We start from the raw sequence: 19618 nt of genomic DNA, 5'->3' as shown, positions 1-19618 counted from the left end.
CCACGATGGAACCGGTCATCATCGTCCTGATCATCCTGGTGGTGTTGGTCTTCATCGCCCTGATCAAGACCATCCAGGTCATTCCACAGGCCAGCGCCGCCATCGTCGAGCGCTTCGGCCGCTACACGCGGACACTCAACGCGGGCCTCAACATCGTGGTCCCGTTCATCGACACCATCCGCAACCGCATCGACCTGCGTGAACAGGTCGTCCCCTTCCCGCCGCAGCCGGTCATCACCCAGGACAACCTGGTCGTCAACATCGACACCGTCATCTACTACCAGGTGACCGACGCCCGCGCCGCGACCTACGAGGTCGCCAGCTACATCCAGGCGATCGAGCAGCTCACCGTCACCACCCTGCGCAACATCATCGGCGGCATGGACCTGGAGCGGACCCTGACCTCCCGCGAGGAGATCAACGCGGCGCTGCGCGGCGTCCTCGACGAGGCCACCGGCAAGTGGGGCATCCGCGTCAACCGCGTCGAGCTGAAGGCTATCGAACCGCCCACCTCCATCCAGGACTCGATGGAGAAGCAGATGCGCGCCGACCGCGACAAGCGCGCCGCGATCCTCCAGGCCGAAGGTGTCCGGCAGTCCGAGATCCTGCGCGCCGAGGGCGAGAAGCAGTCCCAGATCCTGCGCGCCGAGGGTGAGGCCAAGGCCGCAGCCCTGCGCGCCGAGGGCGAGGCCCAGGCCGTCCGCACGGTCTTCGAGGCCATCCACGCCGGCGACCCGGACCAGAAGCTGCTCTCCTACCAGTACCTCCAGATGCTCCCCAAGATCGCCGAGGGCGACGCCAACAAGCTATGGATCGTCCCCAGCGAAATCGGCGACGCCCTCAAGGGCCTTTCGGGAGCCATGGGCAACCTCGGCGGCCTGGGCGGCGGTTCGGGCAGCGGAGGCGGCAACGGCGGCGCGAGCGTCCCCGCCCAGGAACGCCGAGAGAAGCCGTCGATCGACTGACGGTACTCATTGGGTGCCGGGTGCCCCGTAGCGCCCCGTCAGGGGCGCGGGGAACTGCGCGACCAGCCACCACGAACCCGCAGTCAGCGACGCTCCTCAACCGCTACGGCGCAGACTCACGCGGCGTCCAACACCAACCACTCCGGCAACGCCGCGAAGTCGTCCCGGGCCAGCGCCAGCAACATCGCATCGGCAGGCGTCGGCTCGAACGGCTTCCGCAACAGCGGCATCCCCGCCTGCTCCGGCGTCCGGTTCGCCTTGCGGTGATTGTCCTCCGCACACGAGGCCACCGTGTTCAGCCACGTGTCCTGCCCGCCGTGCGACCGCGGCACCACGTGGTCGACGGTCGTCGCCCGTCGCCCGCAGTACGCGCACCGGTGCCGGTCCCGGACCAGTACCCCCCGCCTCGACCACGGGGCGCGTCTTCGGAACGGCACCCGTACGTATTGGCACAGCCTGATCACCCGTGGCGCGGGTATGTCGAGCGCGGCTCCGCGCATCCGCAGCGAGGGGTGGGCCTGCTCGACGACGGCCTTGTCCTGGAGCACCAGCACGACGGCTCGATTCAGCGTCACCGTCGACAACGGCTCGAAGCTCGCGTTCAGCACCAGCGTGTCCCGCATACCAGCCCACCTCCCGTGCGCACCGGCCCACCCCCTGGCGGGCTGGAACAACTCTGGCCGGGCACGCCGGGATGGACAACGCAATATCTGCTGCTCCGACGAGGGACGCGCCCCCGCCACCCCCGGCAACAAAAATGCCCGCCCCTGATCCATTCCAAGACCGGGGGCGGGCAAACGTTCCATGAACGCTCGGAACACTCAGCTGTCCGCGGGCACCTCGTACTCGGCGATGAGCTGGGCCCGCGCGAGCGTGTGGAACCGCAGGTTGAAGCCGACGAAGGCGGGGGTGCCGTCCGCGTCCGGTCCGAGCTTCTCCTGGTCCACGGCGTACACCGTGAACACGTACCGGTGCGGCCCGTCCCCGGCCGGCGGCGCGGCACCGCCGAACTCCTTGGTGCCGTAGTCGTTGCGCGCCTGTACGGCACCCTGGGGCAGCCCTTCGAACGTGCCGCTGCCCGCCCCGGCCGGCAGCTCGGTCACCGAGGCCGGGATGTCGAACACCACCCAGTGCCAGAACCCGCTGCCCGTGGGGGCGTCCGGGTCGTAGCACGTCACGGCGAAGCTCTTGGTCTCGGCGGGGAAACCCTCCCACCGCAGGTGCGGGGAGGTGTTGCCGGCCGCGTGGACCTGGTCGTCCTTGAGCGTGCCGCCCTCCGGGACGTCCTCGCTCGTGACGGTGAACGACGGCACGGGCGGGTGGAAGTCATGGGGGAGCGGACGCCGCTTCAGCTCGGTCACCTCGGTACCTCCTGAATGGTCTGGTGCAGAGATGACCGAGCCTAGATCCTTCTAGAACCAGTTGCGCTTGCTGCCGACCTCCGACAGCCACTGGTTGAGGTACGCGGTCCAGTCGGTGCCCTGGTAGTCGTTCAGCCCGACCTTGAAGGAGCGGAACGTGTCGCTGCCCTCGCTGAACAGACCGGGCTTCTTGTCCATCTCCAGCACGACGTCCATCGCCTGCGCGTCGGCCACGAAGCTCAGCTCGACCTGGTTCAGCCCGCGGTACTGCTGCGGCGGGAGGAACTCGATCTCCTGGTAGAAGGGCAGCTGCTGCCGCGTCCCCCGGATGTGACCGCGCTCCATGTCCGCGCTCTTGAAGCGGAAGCCCAGGCCGATGAACGCGTCCAGGATCGCCTTCTGCGCCGGCAGCGGGTGCACGTTGATGGCGTCCAGGTCACCGGAGTCCACGGCGCGCGCGATCTCCAGCTCCGTGGTGACACCGATGTTCATCCCGCGCAGCGACTGCCCGTCGATCATGGTGATCGGCGTCTCCCACGGGATCTCGAGCCCGAAGGGCACCGCGTGCACCACGCCGGCCTTCAGCTGGAAGGCCCCACCGAGCCGCACCTTGGTGAACTCGATGTCCTGCTTGTACTCCTGGTCACCGCTCTCCACCTCGACCTTGGCCTGGAGCCCGACCGACAGCCCCTCGATCTCCTGGTCGACGGACCCTCCCTGGATCCGCACCTCGCCCTGGACGACACCCCCCGGTACGACGTTGACCTCGCTCAGCACGGTCTCCACCGAAGCCCCGCCGGCCCCCAGGCTCGCGAGCAGCTTCTTGAACGCCATGTCTCTCCCTCTCCAGGCTTGCGTGTGAACCCTCGATCCCTACAAACGCGATCCGGCCGTGGCCGGTTCCGCGCGCCACACCCTGGCAAGGCGGACGCTCCCTGACCACCCCCGCGCACGGTCCCGGCTGCGTTACGCTCGGACGGCATGATCGCGAGCCCCGACCGTACGCCCCTGCCCAGGGAATTCTTCGACCGCCCCATCCTCGAGGTGGCCCCCGACCTCCTGGGCCGCATCCTGGTGCGCAACACCCCCGACGGCCCGATCGCCCTCCGCCTGACGGAGGTGGAGGCCTACGACGGTCAGAACGATCCCGGCTCGCACGCCTACCGCGGTCGCACCCCCCGCAACGACGTGATGTTCGGTGCCCCCGGACACGTGTACGTCTACTTCACCTACGGCATGTGGTTCTGCATGAACCTGGTGTGCGGACCTGAGGGCAGGGCGAGCGCGGTCCTGCTCCGCGCCGGCGAGATCATCGAGGGCGCCGAGCTGGCCCGGACCCGTCGGCAATCCGCCCGCAACGACAAGGAACTGGCCAAAGGCCCGGCCCGCCTCGCCACCGCCCTGGACGTGGACCGCGCCTTGAACGGCACGGACGCGTGCACGACCGAGGACACCCCTCTGCGCATCCTGACCGGTGCCCACGTCCCCGGTGACCAGGTACGCAACGGGCCCAGGACCGGTGTGGCCGGTGAAGGCGGCGTGCACCCCTGGCGCTACTGGGTCGCCGACGACCCGACGGTCAGCCCGTACCGGGCCCATGTCCCCAGGAAGCGCCGAAGTTGACTCTCCCTTGGCAGACGCGTAACGTGGCCCGAGCCGCTTGACCCGGGTACGGCAATCGCCTGCAGCCGGAAGCGGCCAACCCACTACCTACGACTTCCCTCAGCGGGAGCGAATTCGGCGTGCCCGCATGCCTGAATTCAATCTCGCGGGACTCGATTATGAGTCCACGGAGAGATCGGCTAACGTAGTGAATGTCGAAAGGCCGACGAGCGAAAGCCCGAAAGCAGTCGACAAACCCGCCGACCGGGAATCGGATCGAAAAGGATCTGATAGAGTCGGAAACGCAAGACCGAAGGGAAGCGCCCGGAGGAAAGCCCGAGAGGGTGAGTACAAAGGAAGCGTCCGTTCCTTGAGAACTCAACAGCGTGCCAAAAGTCAACGCCAGATATGTTGATACCCCGACCTGATCGGATCTCCGTTCGGGTTGAGGTTCCTTTGAAGTAACACAACAGCGAGGACGCTGTGAACGGTCGGATTATTCCTCCGACTGTTCCGCTCCCGTGATGTAAAGCATTCACGGAGAGTTTGATCCTGGCTCAGGACGAACGCTGGCGGCGTGCTTAACACATGCAAGTCGAACGATGAACCACTTCGGTGGGGATTAGTGGCGAACGGGTGAGTAACACGTGGGCAATCTGCCCTGCACTCTGGGACAAGCCCTGGAAACGGGGTCTAATACCGGATACTGATCCGCCTGGGCATCCAGGCGGTTCGAAAGCTCCGGCGGTGCAGGATGAGCCCGCGGCCTATCAGCTTGTTGGTGAGGTAGTGGCTCACCAAGGCGACGACGGGTAGCCGGCCTGAGAGGGCGACCGGCCACACTGGGACTGAGACACGGCCCAGACTCCTACGGGAGGCAGCAGTGGGGAATATTGCACAATGGGCGAAAGCCTGATGCAGCGACGCCGCGTGAGGGATGACGGCCTTCGGGTTGTAAACCTCTTTCAGCAGGGAAGAAGCGAAAGTGACGGTACCTGCAGAAGAAGCGCCGGCTAACTACGTGCCAGCAGCCGCGGTAATACGTAGGGCGCAAGCGTTGTCCGGAATTATTGGGCGTAAAGAGCTCGTAGGCGGCTTGTCACGTCGGTTGTGAAAGCCCGGGGCTTAACCCCGGGTCTGCAGTCGATACGGGCAGGCTAGAGTTCGGTAGGGGAGATCGGAATTCCTGGTGTAGCGGTGAAATGCGCAGATATCAGGAGGAACACCGGTGGCGAAGGCGGATCTCTGGGCCGATACTGACGCTGAGGAGCGAAAGCGTGGGGAGCGAACAGGATTAGATACCCTGGTAGTCCACGCCGTAAACGGTGGGCACTAGGTGTGGGCAACATTCCACGTTGTCCGTGCCGCAGCTAACGCATTAAGTGCCCCGCCTGGGGAGTACGGCCGCAAGGCTAAAACTCAAAGGAATTGACGGGGGCCCGCACAAGCGGCGGAGCATGTGGCTTAATTCGACGCAACGCGAAGAACCTTACCAAGGCTTGACATACACCGGAAACGTCCAGAGATGGGCGCCCCCTTGTGGTCGGTGTACAGGTGGTGCATGGCTGTCGTCAGCTCGTGTCGTGAGATGTTGGGTTAAGTCCCGCAACGAGCGCAACCCTTGTCCCGTGTTGCCAGCAAGCCCTTCGGGGTGTTGGGGACTCACGGGAGACCGCCGGGGTCAACTCGGAGGAAGGTGGGGACGACGTCAAGTCATCATGCCCCTTATGTCTTGGGCTGCACACGTGCTACAATGGCCGGTACAATGAGCTGCGATACCGCAAGGTGGAGCGAATCTCAAAAAGCCGGTCTCAGTTCGGATTGGGGTCTGCAACTCGACCCCATGAAGTCGGAGTCGCTAGTAATCGCAGATCAGCATTGCTGCGGTGAATACGTTCCCGGGCCTTGTACACACCGCCCGTCACGTCACGAAAGTCGGTAACACCCGAAGCCGGTGGCCCAACCCCTTGTGGGAGGGAGCTGTCGAAGGTGGGACTGGCGATTGGGACGAAGTCGTAACAAGGTAGCCGTACCGGAAGGTGCGGCTGGATCACCTCCTTTCTAAGGAGCACATGGCCGACTGCAGGCAAATGTCCTGCACGGTTGCTCATGGGTGGAACGTTGACTACTCGGCCTGGTTCACGGGTCGGAGGCTGCAAGTACTGCTCTTCGGAGCGTGGAAAGCACGATCTCCGGACGGAACCTGGTCGGGCACGCTGTTGGGTATCTGAGGGAATGAGTTTCCTTCAGTTGCCGGCCCCAGTGCACTCGGGAGTTTTTCCCGGGGTGATGGGTGGTTGGTCGTTGTTTGAGAACTGCACAGTGGACGCGAGCATCTGTGGCCAAGTTTTTAAGGGCGCACGGTGGATGCCTTGGCACCAGGAACCGATGAAGGACGTGGGAGGCCACGATAGGCCCCGGGGAGTCGTCAACCAGGCTTTGATCCGGGGGTGTCCGAATGGGGAAACCCGGCAGTCGTCATGGGCTGTCACCCGCTGCTGAACACATAGGCAGTGTGGAGGGAACGCGGGGAAGTGAAACATCTCAGTACCCGCAGGAAGAGAAAACAACCGTGATTCCGGGAGTAGTGGCGAGCGAAACCGGATGAGGCCAAACCGTATACGTGTGAGACCCGGCAGGGGTTGCGTGTGCGGGGTTGTGGGATCTCTCTTTCACGGTCTGCCGGCCGTGAGACGAGTCAGAAACCGTTGATGTAGGCGAAGGACATGCGAAAGGTCCGGCGTAGAGGGTAAGACCCCCGTAGTCGAAACATCAGCGGCTCGTTGGAGAGACACCCAAGTAGCACGGGGCCCGAGAAATCCCGTGTGAATCTGGCGGGACCACCCGCTAAGCCTAAATATTCCCTGGTGACCGATAGCGGATAGTACCGTGAGGGAATGGTGAAAAGTACCGCGGGAGCGGAGTGAAATAGTACCTGAAACCGTGTGCCTACAAGCCGTGGGAGCGTCGCGCAAGGACTTGTCCTTGCGTCGTGACTGCGTGCCTTTTGAAGAATGAGCCTGCGAGTTTGCGGTGTGTTGCGAGGTTAACCCGGGTGGGGAAGCCGTAGCGAAAGCGAGTCCGAATAGGGCGTTTTAGTAGCACGCTCAAGACCCGAAGCGGAGTGATCTAGCCATGGGCAGGTTGAAGCGGCTGTAAGAGGTCGTGGAGGACCGAACCCACCAGGGTTGAAAACCTGGGGGATGACCTGTGGTTAGGGGTGAAAGGCCAATCAAACTCCGTGATAGCTGGTTCTCCCCGAAATGCATTTAGGTGCAGCGTCGTGTGTTTCTTGCCGGAGGTAGAGCACTGGATAGGCGATGGGCCCTACCGGGTTACTGACCTTAGCCAAACTCCGAATGCCGGTAAGTGAGAGCGCGGCAGTGAGACTGTGGGGGATAAGCTCCATGGTCGAGAGGGAAACAGCCCAGAGCATCGACTAAGGCCCCTAAGCGTACGCTAAGTGGGAAAGGATGTGGAGTCGCACAGACAACCAGGAGGTTGGCTTAGAAGCAGCCACCCTTGAAAGAGTGCGTAATAGCTCACTGGTCTAGTGATTCCGCGCCGACAATGTAGCGGGGCTCAAGCGTACCGCCGAAGTCGTGTCATTGCAGCAATACGGCCAACGCCGGCTGTGATGGGTAGGGGAGCGTCGTGTGCCGGGTGAAGCAGCCGCGGAAGCGAGTTGTGGACGGTTCACGAGTGAGAATGCAGGCATGAGTAGCGATACAAACGTGAGAAACGTTTGCGCCGATTGACTAAGGGTTCCTGGGTCAAGCTGATCTGCCCAGGGTAAGTCGGGACCTAAGGCGAGGCCGACAGGCGTAGTCGATGGATAACCGGTTGATATTCCGGTACCCGCTGTGAAGCGTCAAACATTGAACCAGGCGATGCTAAGTCCGTGAAGCCGCCCCTGATCTCTTCGGAGTGAGGGGGAGTGGTGGAGCCGATGATCCAGACCTGTAGTAGGTGAGTGATGGGGTGACGCAGGAAGGTAGTCCATCCCGGGCGGTGGTTGTCCCGGGGTAAGGGTGTAGGCCGCAAGGTAGGTAAATCCGCCTTGCATACGGCTGAGACCTGATGCCGAGCCGATTGTGGTGAAGTGGATGATCCTATGCTGTCGAGAAAAGCCTCTAGCGAGTTTCATGGCGGCCCGTACCCTAAACCGACTCAGGTGGTCAGGTAGAGAATACCGAGGCGTTCGGGTGAACTATGGTTAAGGAACTCGGCAAAATGCCCCCGTAACTTCGGGAGAAGGGGGGCCACGTCCGGTGACGAGTCTTGCACTCCGAGCTGGGGGTGGCCGCAGAGACCAGCGAGAAGCGACTGTTTACTAAAAACACAGGTCCGTGCGAAGCCGTAAGGCGATGTATACGGACTGACGCCTGCCCGGTGCTGGAACGTTAAGGGGACCGGTTAGCTCCATTTCGGTGGGGCGAAGCTGAGAACTTAAGCGCCAGTAAACGGCGGTGGTAACTATAACCATCCTAAGGTAGCGAAATTCCTTGTCGGGTAAGTTCCGACCTGCACGAATGGCGTAACGACTTCTCGACTGTCTCAACCATAGGCCCGGTGAAATTGCACTACGAGTAAAGATGCTCGTTTCGCGCAGCAGGACGGAAAGACCCCGGGACCTTTACTACAGTTTGATATTGGTGTTCGGTTCGGCTTGTGTAGGATAGCTGGGAGACTTTGAAGCTCGCACGCCAGTGTGGGTGGAGTCGTCGTTGAAATACCAGTCTGGTCGTGCTGGATGTCTAACCTGGGTCCGTGATCCGGATCAGGGACAGTGTCTGATGGGTAGTTTAACTGGGGCGGTTGCCTCCTAAAGAGTAACGGAGGCGCCCAAAGGTTCCCTCAGCCTGGTTGGCAATCAGGTGTTGAGTGTAAGTGCACAAGGGAGCTTGACTGTGAGACCGACGGGTCGAGCAGGGACGAAAGTCGGGACTAGTGATCCGGCGGTGGCTTGTGGAAGCGCCGTCGCTCAACGGATAAAAGGTACCCCGGGGATAACAGGCTGATCTTCCCCAAGAGTCCATATCGACGGGATGGTTTGGCACCTCGATGTCGGCTCGTCGCATCCTGGGGCTGGAGTCGGTCCCAAGGGTTGGGCTGTTCGCCCATTAAAGCGGTACGCGAGCTGGGTTTAGAACGTCGTGAGACAGTTCGGTCCCTATCCGCTGTGCGCGTAGGAGTCTTGAGAAGGGCTGTCCCTAGTACGAGAGGACCGGGACGGACGAACCTCTGGTGTGCCAGTTGTCCTGCCAAGGGCATGGCTGGTTGGCTACGTTCGGGAGGGATAACCGCTGAAAGCATCTAAGCGGGAAGCCTGCTTCGAGATGAGGACTCCCACCCCCTTGAGGGGTTAAGGCTCCCAGTAGACGACTGGGTTGATAGGCCGGATCTGGAAGCACCGTGAGGTGTGGAGGTGACCGGTACTAATAGGCCGAGGGCTTGTCCTCAGTTGCTCGCGTCCACTGTGTTAGTTCTGAGGCAACGACCGTTGCCGGATTTGAGCAGAACGCCACAATTAAAGAGTGTGCTTGTTCGCTCGAAACCATTAGGGTTTCGGTGGTCATAGCGTAGGGGAAACGCCCGGTTACATTTCGAACCCGGAAGCTAAGCCTTACAGCGCCGATGGTACTGCAGGGGGGACCCTGTGGGAGAGTAGGACGCCGCCGAACAATCTTTGGAAAGGACCCCTGGTCCCCAGCGTTCAGCTGGGGACCAGGGGTCCTTTCGTTTTTCCAGGGCGCACCGGGTAGCCGGCTGCGCGAGAATGACTTGCAGTACCGAAGACAGGAGTCACCGATGACCACCAACTCTCCCGACGACCGACCGGAGCGCGACCAGCGGCGACGGGACAGTGGTGACCGCGGTGACCGCAGGGGTCAGCGCGGTGACCGTGGTGGGTTCCGCCGTGATGACCGCCGGGGCGGCGACGCCCGTGGCGGACAGGGTGGCGGCTTCCGCCGGGACGACCGCGACCGTGGCCCTCGCCGCGACGATCGCGATCGTGGAGGCGACCGTCCGTCCTTCCGTCGTGACGACCGTGGTGGGGACCGTCCGTCCTTCCGGCGTGACGACCGTCGTGATGACCGTGGCGGTGACCGTCCCTCGTACCGGCGTGACGACCGCCGTGATGACCGTGGTGGCGAGCGCCCTCCCTTCCGGCGTGACGACCGACGTGACGACCGTCGTGATGACCGTGGTGGGCCGCGCGGTGGTTTCCGGCGTGATGACCGGCGTGACGACCGCCGTGACGGTCGGCGTGAGGACAGCCGTGGTGGTGGTTACGGACGTCGTGACGATCGCGATCGTGGGGGCGACCGTCCCTCGTACCGTCGCGATGACCGGCGTGACGACCGTGGTGGGGACCGTCCGTCCTTCCGGCGTGACGACCGACGTGATGACCGTGGCGGTGACCGTCCGTCCTTCCGGCGTGACGACCGGCGTGACGACCGGCGTGACGACCGACGTGACGACCGTGGCGGTGACCGTCCCTCGTACCGGCGTGACGACCGTCGTGATGACCGTGGTGGCGACCGTCCGTCCTTCCGGCGTGACGACCGGCGTGACGACCGTGGCGGTGACCGTCCCTCGTACCGGCGTGACGACCGACGTGACGACCGTGGTGGCGACCGTCCCCCCTTCCGGCGTGACGACCGGCGGGATGACAGGGGTGGCGACCGGCCTCCCTTCCGCCGTGACGACCGGGGCGATCGTGGTGGCTTCCGGCGGGACGACAACCGTGGTGAGCGGGGTGGCGACCGCGGTGGGTTCCGCGGGCGGGACGACCGCGGCGGCCGTGGTCCCCGGCGTGACGACCGGGGTGGGCGGCCCGGCGGTTACCGGGGGCGTGACGACCGGCACGGTGGCGGCGGTGGCCGTTTCCGTGAGGAGCGGGACCGTGACCGCGAACCGATCAAGCGCCTGCCGATTCCCGAGGAGGTCACGGGCGACGAGATCGACAAGGACGTACGGCAGGAGCTGCAGAGCCTGCCCAAGACGCTCGCGGAGGACGTCGCCAGGAACCTGGTGATGGTCGCGCGGCTGCTGGACGAGGACCCGGAGGGCGCGTACGGCTACTCCAGGGTGGCCCTGCGCCTGGCGTCCCGAGTCGCCGCCGTACGGGAGGCGGCCGGGTTCGCGGCGTATGCCAACCAGAAGTACGGCGAGGCGCTGGCCGAATTCCGGGCCGCGCGGCGGATGACCGGGTCCGTGGAGCTGTGGCCGGTCATGGCCGACTGCGAGCGTGGGCTCGGCCGGCCGGAGAAGGCGCTGGACATGGCCGGTGCCCCTGAGGTGCACAAGCTGGACAAGGCCGGTCAGGTCGAGATGCGCCTCGTGGCGGCCGGTGCCCGGCGTGACATGGGGCAGCTGGACGCGGCCATCGTGACGCTGCAGAGCCCCGAGCTGGCCTCCAACTCCGTACAGCCGTGGACCGCGCGGCTGCGGTACGCCTACGCCGACGCGCTGCTGGCCGCAGGCCGGGAAGGGGAGGCGCGGGAGTGGTTCGCGAAGGCCGTGGAGTCGGACCGGGACGGCAGCACGGACGCCTCCGACCGGCTCGCCGAGCTGGACGGCGTGGAGTTCATGGACGCCATGGACGAGGACGAGTCCGAGAGCGACGGCGGGGAGAGCCCTGCCGCCGAGGACCGGGACAAGGACTGACACAACGGGCTGACGGACTGACTGCCTGACGGCGTGTCGAAGGGGGCGGGACCGGTTCACGGTCCCGCCCCCTTCGGCGTGTCGTCAGGGCGTCTCAGGTGTCGAGTGTGCGCAGCACCAGGCCCGAGGCCGGTTTCGGGCCGAAGGACGTGGACTTGCGGGGCATCGTGACGCCCTGCCGGGCCAGGTCGCGGACGACCTCCTCGCGGACCGGGTGCATCAGCACCGCCGTACCGCCGTCTCGTTCGGCCTTCTCGACGGTGGCCGCCGTCTCGTGGATGTAGGTGATGTGGGCCGCCGAGTCGTCGGGGACGTGCCAGACGTGGGCGAGGAGTGTGGCGTGCAGGACGGTGGCGTCCAGGGTGCGCCAGGCCTCGGGCCGGTCGGTGGGAATCGTGCGGGCCAGCAGACCGGGCTCCGGCAGGTCGACGAGGTGGAAGCCGCCGTCGCCGGCGAGGAGGAAGGCGTTGCCCGCGTCGGCCGCCTTCGCCAGGGTTTCCAGGGACGCGCCCAGCGGTGTGTCCAGGCGGCGGACGCGGAAGTGCCCGTCCAGGGCGGCCACTGCGTCGCGCACCGGGAGACCGTGCAGCAGCCGGTGGATGGCGCGGACGCGCAGCGGGTAGCGGGCCGTGTCGACCAGGAGGACCAGGCCGTGGTCCCACGGGCTGGGTGAAGGGTGTTCCGCGCGGAGGGTGCGGTAGGTGGCCCAGCGGTGGTGGCCGTCGGCGATGAGGGCCTGGTGCCGGGACAGCTCGGCCCGGACGCGGGCCACGGTGTCCGGGTCGGTGACCGACCACAGGCGGTGGCAGTAGCCGTCCTCCGTGGTCGTGGAGAGGAGCGGCGGCTGTCCGGCGGTGCGTTCCACGAGGGCGGTGGTGGCCGGCGCCTCGTCGTCGCCGCGGTAGGTCAGGAGCAGCGGTTCCAGGTTGGCCCGGGTGGCCCGCATGAGTGCCGCGCGGTCGGCGACGACGTGGGGCATGACGTCCTCGTGCGGCAGGACCACCCGCTCGTCGGGGTCCGACACGCGCAGGGCACCGATGACGCCGCGCTGCAGCATGCCTTCGCGGTCGCGCTGCTCGTAGACGTACAGGCCCGGTTCGGGGTCGGTGGTCAGGATGCCCTCCGCAGTCCAGCGCCGCAGGGTGCGCGCGGCCTGCTCGTTGCGCGCCTCGGGCGTGGCGGCCTGGGGCAGGATCAGCCGGACGATGTTGTACGGGTCGGCGGACTCGAGGTGGAGCAGGCCGTCGGGGCGGACCACGACGTCGTAGGGAGGGGAGGTCACGGCGGCCAGGCTGCCGACCCGGTCGGGGTCGTAACGAAGGCCTCGGAACGGGGTGAGTTCCAGGCCCCGGCGCGCCGTTGCTTCCGGGTGACCTGCAGAGTTCATCCCGGCATCGTACGTGTGTCAGTGGCATGGGGGATGATCGGGGGAAAGGCGACGAACGAGGAGCGATGCGGAATGAGCCGGAGCGTCAGGACGAGGCCCGAGGGCAGTGGGCGGGGTCTGAACGAGGCCTACGACACGGCGCTGCTCGACCTGGACGGCGTGGTCTACGCCGGGGGGAACGCGATCGCTCACGCCGTCGACTCCCTCGCCACGGCCCACGCCGGCGGCATGCGCCTGGCGTACGTCACCAACAACGCGCTCCGGACTCCCGACGCGGTGGCCGCGCACCTGACCGAGCTGGGCATACCGACGGGGGCCGAGGACGTCATCACGTCGGCGCAGGCGGTGGCCCGGCTGATCGCCGAGCAGGTGCCCTCGGGGGCACGGGTGCTGGTGATCGGCGGTGAGGGGCTGCGCGTGGCGCTGCGTGAACGCGGTCTGGAGCCCGTGGAGTCGGCCGAGGACGATCCGGCGGCCGTGGTGCAGGGGTTCGGCGGTCCCGAGCTGCCGTGGGGCCGGTTCGCCGAGGCCTGCTACGCGATCGCGCGGGGCGTCCCCTGGTACGCCTCCAACACCGACCTGACCATCCCGGGCGCCCGCGGCATCGCCCCGGGCAACGGCGCGGCGGTGGAGGTCGTGCGGATCGCGACCGGTGCCGAGCCGCAGGTCGCGGGGAAGCCCTTGCCCCCCATGCACCGGGAGACGATCCTGCGGACCGGCGCCCAGCGCCCGTTGGTCGTGGGCGACCGGCTGGACACGGACATCGAGGGCGCGTTCAACGGGGAGGTCGACTCGCTGCTCGTCCTGACCGGCGTGACCGACGGGGCGCAGTTGCTGGCGGCGCCGCCGCAGCACCGGCCGACGTATGTCGACGCCGATCTGCGCGGGCTGCTCACCGGGCAGCCGGAGATCACGGGTGACGCGGAGGGAGGCTTCCGCTGCGGAGGCTGGACGGCGAGGGCAGGCGGGGAGCGGCTGGAGCTGGACGGCGAGGGCGCGGCGCTGGACGGGCTGCGTGCGCTGTGCGCGGCGGCCTGGACGGCGGGCGGGGAGCGGGGGTGCGGGCTGGACTCGGAGAAGGCGCTGGCGCGGTTGGGATTGTGACGGCGGCGTACGGGGAAGACGCCCGTTCACGGGTGGGACGGACGCGGCCCGGGGGCCTCCTGGCAGTCATCGGGAATCGTGATCGATTGGCAGGGTAGGCTAACCTAACTGCGTGTTGGTCGACAGTCCCCCCGAACAGCGCGCGGAGACCGCTCCCGCGCCGCCCTCCAAGCGCCGCGTCCTGCGTGCCGCGGGGCTGCCCGTCTCCGTCGCGGTCCTGGTGCTCATCGTGTTGACGAGCATCGCGATCGGCGCCAAGGACCTGTCCCTCGCACAGGTCTGGCACGGCCTCTTCCACGACTCCGGCACCTACGGCGACGTCGTGGTCGGTGAGCGCCTGTCGCGCACCGTCCTCGGCCTGCTGGCCGGCGCCGCCCTCGGCCTCGCGGGAGCCGTGCTGCAGGCGCTGACCCGCAATCCGCTGGCCGATCCCGGACTGCTCGGCATCAACGCGGGCGCCTCGGCGGCCGTCGTCACGGGCATCACCTTCTTCGGCGTCACCTCGCTCACCGGATACGTGTGGTTCGCCTTCGCCGGTGCGGCGGGGGTCGGCGCACTGGTCTGGTTCCTGGGCGGCAGCCGGGGGGCCACACCGGTGCGGCTGGTGCTTGCCGGGACCGCGATCAGCGCCGCGCTCTTCGGCTACCTCCAGGCCGTGATGATCATGGACGACGCGGCGCTGGGCCGGATGCGCTTCTGGACGGTCGGTTCGCTCGCCTCGGCGACGAACGGGACCATCAAGGAGGTGCTGCCCTTCTTCGTGGTGGGCACGGTCCTCGCCCTCGCGCTCGCCCGGCCGCTCAACGCCATGGAGATGGGCGACGACACCGCCAAGGCGCTCGGCGCCAACCTGAACCGCACCCGGGCGCTGTCCATGCTCGCCGCGACCGTGCTGTGCGGGGCCGCGACCGCCGCCTGTGGGCCGATCGTGTTCGTCGGGCTGATGATCCCGCACATCGTCCGCTCCTTCACCGGACCCGACATGCGCTGGATCCTGCCGTACGCGGCGATCCTGTCCCCGGTGCTGCTGCTCGGCGCGGACGTCCTCGGCCGGATCGTCGCCCGGCCCTCGGAACTCCAGGTCGGCATCGTCACCGCCGTCCTGGGCGGGCCGGTCTTCATCTTTCTCGTACGACGGCGGAGGACGGCCCAGCTGTGAAGAACGGGAAGACCGCGAAGGCCGCGAAGGCCGCGAAGAGTGCGAAGACCGTGAAGAGCAACCGGGCCGTGCGCAGCCCGGGTGGGCTGTCGTTGCGCCTGGACGTGCGGGCCACCGTGGTGGTCGCGGCGCTGCTGCTCCTCGCGCTCGCCGCGAGCGTGCTGCTGATCGGCACCGGCGACTTCGACATACCGGCCGCGGACGTACTGAAGACCCTGGTCGGCCAGGGCAACCCCGGGCAGGAGTTCATCGTCAACGAGCTGCGGCTGCCGCGGGTCCTGGTCGGACTGCTGGTCGGCGGGGCGCTCGGTGTCGGCGGCGCGCTCTTCCAGGCCATCTCCCGCAACCCGCTCGGCAGTCCGGACGTCCTGGGCCTCGGACAGGGCGCGACGGCCGGTGCGCTCATCATGATCGTCCTCTTCTCCGGCAGCTCGGCCCAGGTCACCGTCGGCGCGCTCGTCGGCGGCCTGGTGACCGGCATCGCCATCTATCTGCTCGCCTGGAAGCGAGGCGTGCACGGATACCGACTGGTCCTGGTCGGTATCGGCGTGTCCGCGATCGTCACGGCGGTCAACGGCTACCTGCTGACCCGCGCCGACATCGTCGACGCCTCCCGCGCCGTCGTCTGGATGACCGGCTCCCTCAACGGCCGCGACTGGGACCAGGTCTGGCCCCTGCTCGCGCTGTGCGCCGTACTCGTCCCGCTGGTGCTCACCAACGGGCGGGCGCTGCGGATGATGGAGATGGGCGACGACATCTCGTACGCCCTCGGGGTGCGCGTCGAGCGGGTGCGGGCGCTGCTGATGGTGGCCGCCGTACTGCTCACCGCCGCGGCCACCGCCGCCGCGGGACCGGTCAGCTTCGTCGCGCTCACCGCGCCGCAGCTCGCCCGGCGCCTGACCCGCTCGCCGGGCCCCAACCTGGTGCCGTCCCTGTGCATGGGCGCCGCCCTGCTGGTCAGCGCGGACTTCATCTCGCAGCGGGTCTTCGGAGCCGACCAACTGCCCGTCGGCGTCGTCACCGGCGTCCTCGGCGGCGTCTACCTGCTGTGGCTGCTGGTCACCGAGCGCAAGGCGGGCCGGATATGAGCGCCGGCACCGGCCACCGCGGCGGGTCGAACAACCAAAGGAGCAACGTGAACCGCCTGTCCGCCGAGAACGTCACCCTCGCCTACGACCAGCGGGTCATCGCGGAGCAACTGTCGGTGGAGATACCCGACAACTCCTTCACGGTGATCGTCGGCCCCAACGCCTGCGGCAAGTCCACGCTGCTGCGTGCCCTGTCCCGGATGCTCAAGCCGAGTCAGGGCCGGGTGCTGCTCGACGGGTCGGTCATCCAGTCGATGCCCGCCAAGCAGGTCGCCCGGACCCTCGGCCTGCTCCCGCAGTCCTCCATCGCGCCCGACGGCATCACCGTCGGCGACCTCGTCGGCCGCGGCCGCTACCCGCACCAGGGCATCCTGCGCCAGTGGTCGACCGAGGACGAGCGCGTCGTCCAGGAGTCGATGGCCCAGACCGGCATCTCCGAGCTGGCCGACCGCTACGTCGACGAACTCTCCGGCGGACAGCGCCAGCGCGTGTGGATCGCCATGGCACTCGCCCAGCAGACCCCGCTGCTGCTCCTGGACGAGCCGACGACGTACCTGGACATCCAGCACCAGATCGACGTCCTCGACCTGTGCGCGCAGCTGCACGAGGAGCAGGGCCGCACCCTCGTGGCCGTGCTGCACGACCTCAACCACGCCGCCCGCTACGCCACCCACCTCATCGCCCTGCGCGGCGGGGAGATCATCGCCGAGGGCGCGCCGAAGGACATCGTCACCGCCGACCTGGTCGAGCGGGTCTTCGGGCTGCGCTGCCAGGTCATCGACGACCCGGAGACGGGTACGCCGCTGGTGGTGCCGGCCGCTCGCAAGGGGCGTACCAAGCTGGAGAAGGCGGCCGTTACAGGAGCTTCCTGAGCCGGAACAGGTCGCGCAGGCCCGCCTCCAGCTTCACCCGGCCCGAGCCCCACGCCTTGGCGAAGTTCAGTTCGCCCGCCACCAGGGCCACCAGGTCGTCGCCGGTCATCGCCAGCCTGATCTCGGCCTTCTCGCGCGGCGGGCCCTCCAGGGTCTCGCGCACGTCGATGCGGCCGTCCGCCATGCGTCCGGCGAAGGTGACGTCCAGGTCGGTGATGTGGCAGCTCACCGAGCGGTCCAGCTCGGTGGCCGACCGCACGTCCCCTTCGGCGCCGCGCATGTTGTCCGAGAGCTTGTCGAGTGCGGCACGGCACTCCTCAGTCGTCGCCATCGGGACCGACCGTACCCCAGCGCCACGCGGTAGCGTCGGGGCATGAGCGACGCAGTACCGGAGCCGGAGCCCGAGGAGACGGAGCCCGGCGCCCGTCCGGACCCCGGGTACGAGCCGGCCGCCCCCGCCCCGCTGGACGTCCCCCGCGCCCCCACCGGGGACGCCGAGGTCGACGCCCGGCTGGCGCGGCTGGCCGACGCCGACCACCTGGCCACCGACGGACACGTGGAGGTGTACGAGGATGTACACCGGGGGCTGCGCGACGCGCTCACCGCGCTCGACGCCCGCCCGGGACCGCCGGCGCCCCCGTCCCCGCACGAACACAGGAGCTGAACCGAACGTGGCAGGAGTCGCACGCCGCCGTCTCGACGCGGAGCTGGTCCGCCGCAAGCTGGCGCGCTCGCGCGAGCACGCGAGCCAGCTGATCGCCGCCGGGCGGGTCACCGTCGGCAAGACCGTCGCGACGAAGCCCGCCACCCAGGTCGAGACCGCCGCCGCGATCGTGGTGACCGCCGACGACAACGACCCCGACTACGTCTCGCGCGGCGGCCACAAGCTCGCCGGGGCACTCGCCGCCTTCGTACCGCAGGGCCTCGTCGTCGAGGGGCGGCGGGCGCTGGACGCCGGTGCCTCCACCGGCGGCTTCACCGACGTACTGCTGCGGGCGGGCGCCGCGCACGTCGTCGCCGTGGACGTCGGATACGGGCAACTCGCGTGGAGTCTTCAGCAGGATGAACGCGTCACCGTCAAGGACCGTACGAACGTACGCGAGTTGACGCCGGAAGCGATCGATGGGGAGCCCGTGGACCTTGTCGTGGGGGATCTGTCCTTCATCCCGCTCGGACTGGTACTGCCCGCACTGGTGCGGTGCACCCGGCCGGACGCCGACCTGGTGATGATGGTGAAGCCGCAGTTCGAGGTGGGCAAGGAACGGCTCGGCAGCGGGGGAGTGGTGCGCAGCGCCGAGCTGCGGGCCGAGGCCGTGCGGACAGTGGCGCGGAAGGCCTGGGAGCTGGGGCTCGGGGTGAAGGGGGTCACCGCCAGTCCGCTGCCCGGTCCCTCCGGGAACGTCGAGTACTTTCTGTGGCTGCGGGCCGGGGCCGGTGAACTGGACCCGGCGGATGTCGATCGTGCAGTGGCGGAGGGGCCGCGTTGACACAGAACCGAGCGCGTACTGTTTTCCTGCTCGCCCACACCGGGCGCCCCGCTGCCGTGCGCAGCGCCGAGCTGGTGGTCAAGGGGCTGCTGCGGGCCGGGATCGGCGTACGGGTCCTGGAGGCCGAGGCGCGCGACCTGCCGCTGCCGGGCGAGGTGGAGCTGGTCGGCGAGGCCACTCCGCAGTGCCTGGACGGGTGCGAGCTGCTGATCGTGCTGGGCGGCGACGGCACGCTGCTGCGCGGCGCCGAGTTCGCCCGCGCCTCGGGCGTGCCGATGCTCGGCGTCAACCTGGGCAGGGTCGGCTTCCTCGCGGAGGCCGAGCGCGACGACCTGGACAAGGTCGTCGACCGGGTGGTGAGCCGGGCCTACGAGGTCGAGGAGCGGATGACCGTCGACGTCGTCGTGCACCGCAACGGCGACATCGTGCACACCGACTGGGCGCTGAACGAGGCGGCCGTGCAGAAGGCGGGCGCGGAGAAGCTCCTGGAAGTCGTGCTGGAGATCGACGGCCGGCCGGTGACCGGGTTCGGCTGCGACGGCATCGTGCTGTCGACGCCGACCGGGTCGACGGCGTACGCGTTCTCGGCCGGGGGCCCCGTGGTGTGGCCCGAGGTGGAGGCGCTGCTGATGGTGCCCATCAGTGCCCACGCGCTGTTCGCGAAGCCGCTGGTGACCTCGCCGGACTCGGTGCTCGCCGTGGAGGTGCTGCCGCATGTCCCGCCGGGGGTGTTGTGGTGTGACGGGCGGCGGACGGTGGAGTTGCCGCCGGGGGCGCGGGTGGAGGTGCGGCGGGGGGCGGTGCCGGTGCGGTTGGCTCGACTGCATCACGCGTCGTTCACGGACCGGTTGGTGGCGAAGTTCGCGTTGCCGGTTTCTGGATGGCGCGGCGCCCCCCATTAGCGCGCAGCAGCGCCGTA

At 67.5% G+C, this 19618-nt stretch carries 16 protein-coding genes and 3 rRNA genes; 14 read left to right on the top strand and 5 right to left on the bottom strand.

What is annotated here, in order from left to right; translation table 11 throughout:
* Positions 1-5 precede the first annotated feature (5 nt).
* Complete coding sequence (locus tag ACGH52_RS09480) at positions 6-965, top strand: SPFH domain-containing protein (protein ID WP_059301910.1); 960 nt, start codon at positions 6-8, stop codon at positions 963-965.
* A 116-nt stretch (positions 966-1081) separates the two neighbouring features.
* Here ACGH52_RS09480 and ACGH52_RS09475 read toward each other — a convergent pair whose 3' ends face one another.
* From ACGH52_RS09475 to ACGH52_RS09465, 3 genes are all read right to left on the bottom strand, one after another.
* Entirely contained in the window at positions 1082-1588 is a 507-nt protein-coding gene (locus ACGH52_RS09475) for an HNH endonuclease (protein WP_003977027.1), read from the bottom strand.
* A gap of 198 nt (positions 1589-1786) precedes the next feature.
* Positions 1787-2326 carry a YbhB/YbcL family Raf kinase inhibitor-like protein gene (locus ACGH52_RS09470; protein WP_121700786.1) on the bottom strand — a complete coding sequence of 180 codons (540 nt, stop codon included), beginning with the start codon at positions 2324-2326 and terminating at the stop codon, positions 1787-1789.
* A 51-nt stretch (positions 2327-2377) separates the two neighbouring features.
* On the bottom strand, positions 2378-3160 hold the full coding sequence (locus ACGH52_RS09465; protein ID WP_076973705.1) for a sporulation protein: 783 nt from the start codon (positions 3158-3160) through the stop codon (positions 2378-2380).
* A 147-nt stretch (positions 3161-3307) separates the two neighbouring features.
* On the opposite strand from ACGH52_RS09465, the gene ACGH52_RS09460 reads away from it, so the two are divergent.
* From ACGH52_RS09460 to ACGH52_RS09435, 6 genes are all read left to right on the top strand, one after another.
* Positions 3308-3949 (top strand): DNA-3-methyladenine glycosylase, encoded by a 642-nt coding sequence (locus ACGH52_RS09460; protein WP_399938578.1) that lies wholly within the window; start codon positions 3308-3310, stop codon positions 3947-3949.
* A gap of 513 nt (positions 3950-4462) precedes the next feature.
* A 16S ribosomal RNA gene (locus ACGH52_RS09455) occupies positions 4463-5989 on the top strand.
* 279 nt (positions 5990-6268) lie between these two features.
* Positions 6269-9390 (top strand): 23S ribosomal RNA (locus ACGH52_RS09450).
* A 105-nt stretch (positions 9391-9495) separates the two neighbouring features.
* Positions 9496-9612: ribosomal RNA gene (rrf, locus tag ACGH52_RS09445) — 5S ribosomal RNA — on the top strand.
* Together the 16S, 23S and 5S rRNA genes form the textbook arrangement of a ribosomal RNA operon.
* Positions 9613-9851: 239 nt before the next feature.
* Complete coding sequence (locus ACGH52_RS09440; RefSeq protein ID WP_399946692.1) at positions 9852-10970, top strand: hypothetical protein; 1119 nt, start codon at positions 9852-9854, stop codon at positions 10968-10970.
* Complete coding sequence (locus tag ACGH52_RS09435) at positions 10862-11602, top strand: tetratricopeptide repeat protein (RefSeq protein ID WP_210977491.1); 741 nt, start codon at positions 10862-10864, stop codon at positions 11600-11602. The genes ACGH52_RS09440 and ACGH52_RS09435 overlap by 109 nt, the downstream gene beginning before the upstream one ends.
* A 94-nt stretch (positions 11603-11696) precedes the next feature.
* On the opposite strand, the gene ACGH52_RS09430 is transcribed toward ACGH52_RS09435, so the two are convergent.
* On the bottom strand, positions 11697-12989 hold the full coding sequence (locus tag ACGH52_RS09430; RefSeq protein ID WP_399938576.1) for a DUF1015 domain-containing protein: 1293 nt from the start codon (positions 12987-12989) through the stop codon (positions 11697-11699).
* Between the two features lie 72 nt (positions 12990-13061).
* On the opposite strand from ACGH52_RS09430, the gene ACGH52_RS09425 reads away from it, so the two are divergent.
* The 4 genes from ACGH52_RS09425 (at position 13062) to ACGH52_RS09410 (ending at position 17212) form a co-directional block, all read left to right on the top strand.
* Positions 13062-14093 (top strand): HAD hydrolase-like protein, encoded by a 1032-nt coding sequence (locus ACGH52_RS09425; RefSeq protein WP_399938574.1) that lies wholly within the window; start codon positions 13062-13064, stop codon positions 14091-14093.
* Between the two features lie 112 nt (positions 14094-14205).
* Positions 14206-15252: an iron ABC transporter permease gene (locus tag ACGH52_RS09420; RefSeq protein WP_076973677.1), complete on the top strand. Its 1047-nt coding sequence runs from the start codon at positions 14206-14208 to the stop codon at positions 15250-15252.
* A 50-nt stretch (positions 15253-15302) separates the two neighbouring features.
* On the top strand, positions 15303-16340 hold the full coding sequence (locus tag ACGH52_RS09415) for an iron chelate uptake ABC transporter family permease subunit (RefSeq protein WP_107487790.1): 1038 nt from the start codon (positions 15303-15305) through the stop codon (positions 16338-16340).
* Positions 16337-17212, top strand: a complete 876-nt coding sequence (locus ACGH52_RS09410; RefSeq protein WP_399938572.1) for an ABC transporter ATP-binding protein — start codon at positions 16337-16339, stop codon at positions 17210-17212. The genes ACGH52_RS09415 and ACGH52_RS09410 overlap by 4 nt, the downstream gene beginning before the upstream one ends.
* Here the strand turns inward: ACGH52_RS09410 and ACGH52_RS09405 are convergent.
* Positions 17196-17543 (bottom strand): SCP2 sterol-binding domain-containing protein, encoded by a 348-nt coding sequence (locus tag ACGH52_RS09405; protein WP_059299778.1) that lies wholly within the window; start codon positions 17541-17543, stop codon positions 17196-17198. The two genes, ACGH52_RS09410 and ACGH52_RS09405, sit on opposite strands and share 17 nt — an antisense overlap.
* A gap of 42 nt (positions 17544-17585) precedes the next feature.
* Between ACGH52_RS09405 and ACGH52_RS09400 the strand changes: the two genes are divergently transcribed.
* From ACGH52_RS09400 to ACGH52_RS09390, 3 genes are read left to right on the top strand one after another with little or no spacing between them, the layout of a single operon-like run.
* A complete protein-coding gene (locus tag ACGH52_RS09400; RefSeq protein WP_059299777.1) occupies positions 17586-17876 on the top strand; it encodes a hypothetical protein in 291 nt (96 codons plus the stop codon).
* Between the two features lie 7 nt (positions 17877-17883).
* Positions 17884-18699, top strand: coding sequence for a hemolysin (locus ACGH52_RS09395; RefSeq protein WP_059299776.1), 816 nt, complete (start codon positions 17884-17886; stop codon positions 18697-18699).
* Positions 18696-19601 (top strand): NAD kinase, encoded by a 906-nt coding sequence (locus ACGH52_RS09390; RefSeq protein ID WP_059299775.1) that lies wholly within the window; start codon positions 18696-18698, stop codon positions 19599-19601. The genes ACGH52_RS09395 and ACGH52_RS09390 overlap by 4 nt, the downstream gene beginning before the upstream one ends.
* Positions 19602-19618: the final 17 nt, after the last annotated feature.

Source organism: Streptomyces sp. BBFR25, from assembly GCF_044590125.1.
Lineage (GTDB): Bacteria > Actinomycetota > Actinomycetes > Streptomycetales > Streptomycetaceae > Streptomyces > Streptomyces canus_D.
The sequence above is the reverse complement of the archived record's forward strand: the minus strand, read 5'-3'. Positions and strand labels throughout refer to the sequence as shown.

Excerpts from the sequence above, each read along its gene's own strand:
- ACGH52_RS09480 (WP_059301910.1), top strand. The coding sequence starts at position 6 with ATGGAACCGGTCATCATCGTCCTGATCATCCTGGTGGTGTTGGTCTTC.
- ACGH52_RS09475 (WP_003977027.1), bottom strand. The coding sequence starts at position 1,588 with ATGCGGGACACGCTGGTGCTGAACGCGAGCTTCGAGCCGTTGTCGACG.
- ACGH52_RS09465 (WP_076973705.1), bottom strand. The coding sequence starts at position 3,160 with ATGGCGTTCAAGAAGCTGCTCGCGAGCCTGGGGGCCGGCGGGGCTTCG.
- ACGH52_RS09460 (WP_399938578.1), top strand. The coding sequence starts at position 3,308 with ATGATCGCGAGCCCCGACCGTACGCCCCTGCCCAGGGAATTCTTCGAC.
- ACGH52_RS09440 (WP_399946692.1), top strand. The coding sequence starts at position 9,852 with ATGACCGCCGGGGCGGCGACGCCCGTGGCGGACAGGGTGGCGGCTTCC.
- ACGH52_RS09430 (WP_399938576.1), bottom strand. The coding sequence starts at position 12,989 with ATGAACTCTGCAGGTCACCCGGAAGCAACGGCGCGCCGGGGCCTGGAA.
- ACGH52_RS09425 (WP_399938574.1), top strand. The coding sequence starts at position 13,062 with ATGAGCCGGAGCGTCAGGACGAGGCCCGAGGGCAGTGGGCGGGGTCTG.
- ACGH52_RS09410 (WP_399938572.1), top strand. The coding sequence starts at position 16,337 with ATGAGCGCCGGCACCGGCCACCGCGGCGGGTCGAACAACCAAAGGAGC.
- ACGH52_RS09405 (WP_059299778.1), bottom strand. The coding sequence starts at position 17,543 with ATGGCGACGACTGAGGAGTGCCGTGCCGCACTCGACAAGCTCTCGGAC.
- ACGH52_RS09400 (WP_059299777.1), top strand. The coding sequence starts at position 17,586 with ATGAGCGACGCAGTACCGGAGCCGGAGCCCGAGGAGACGGAGCCCGGC.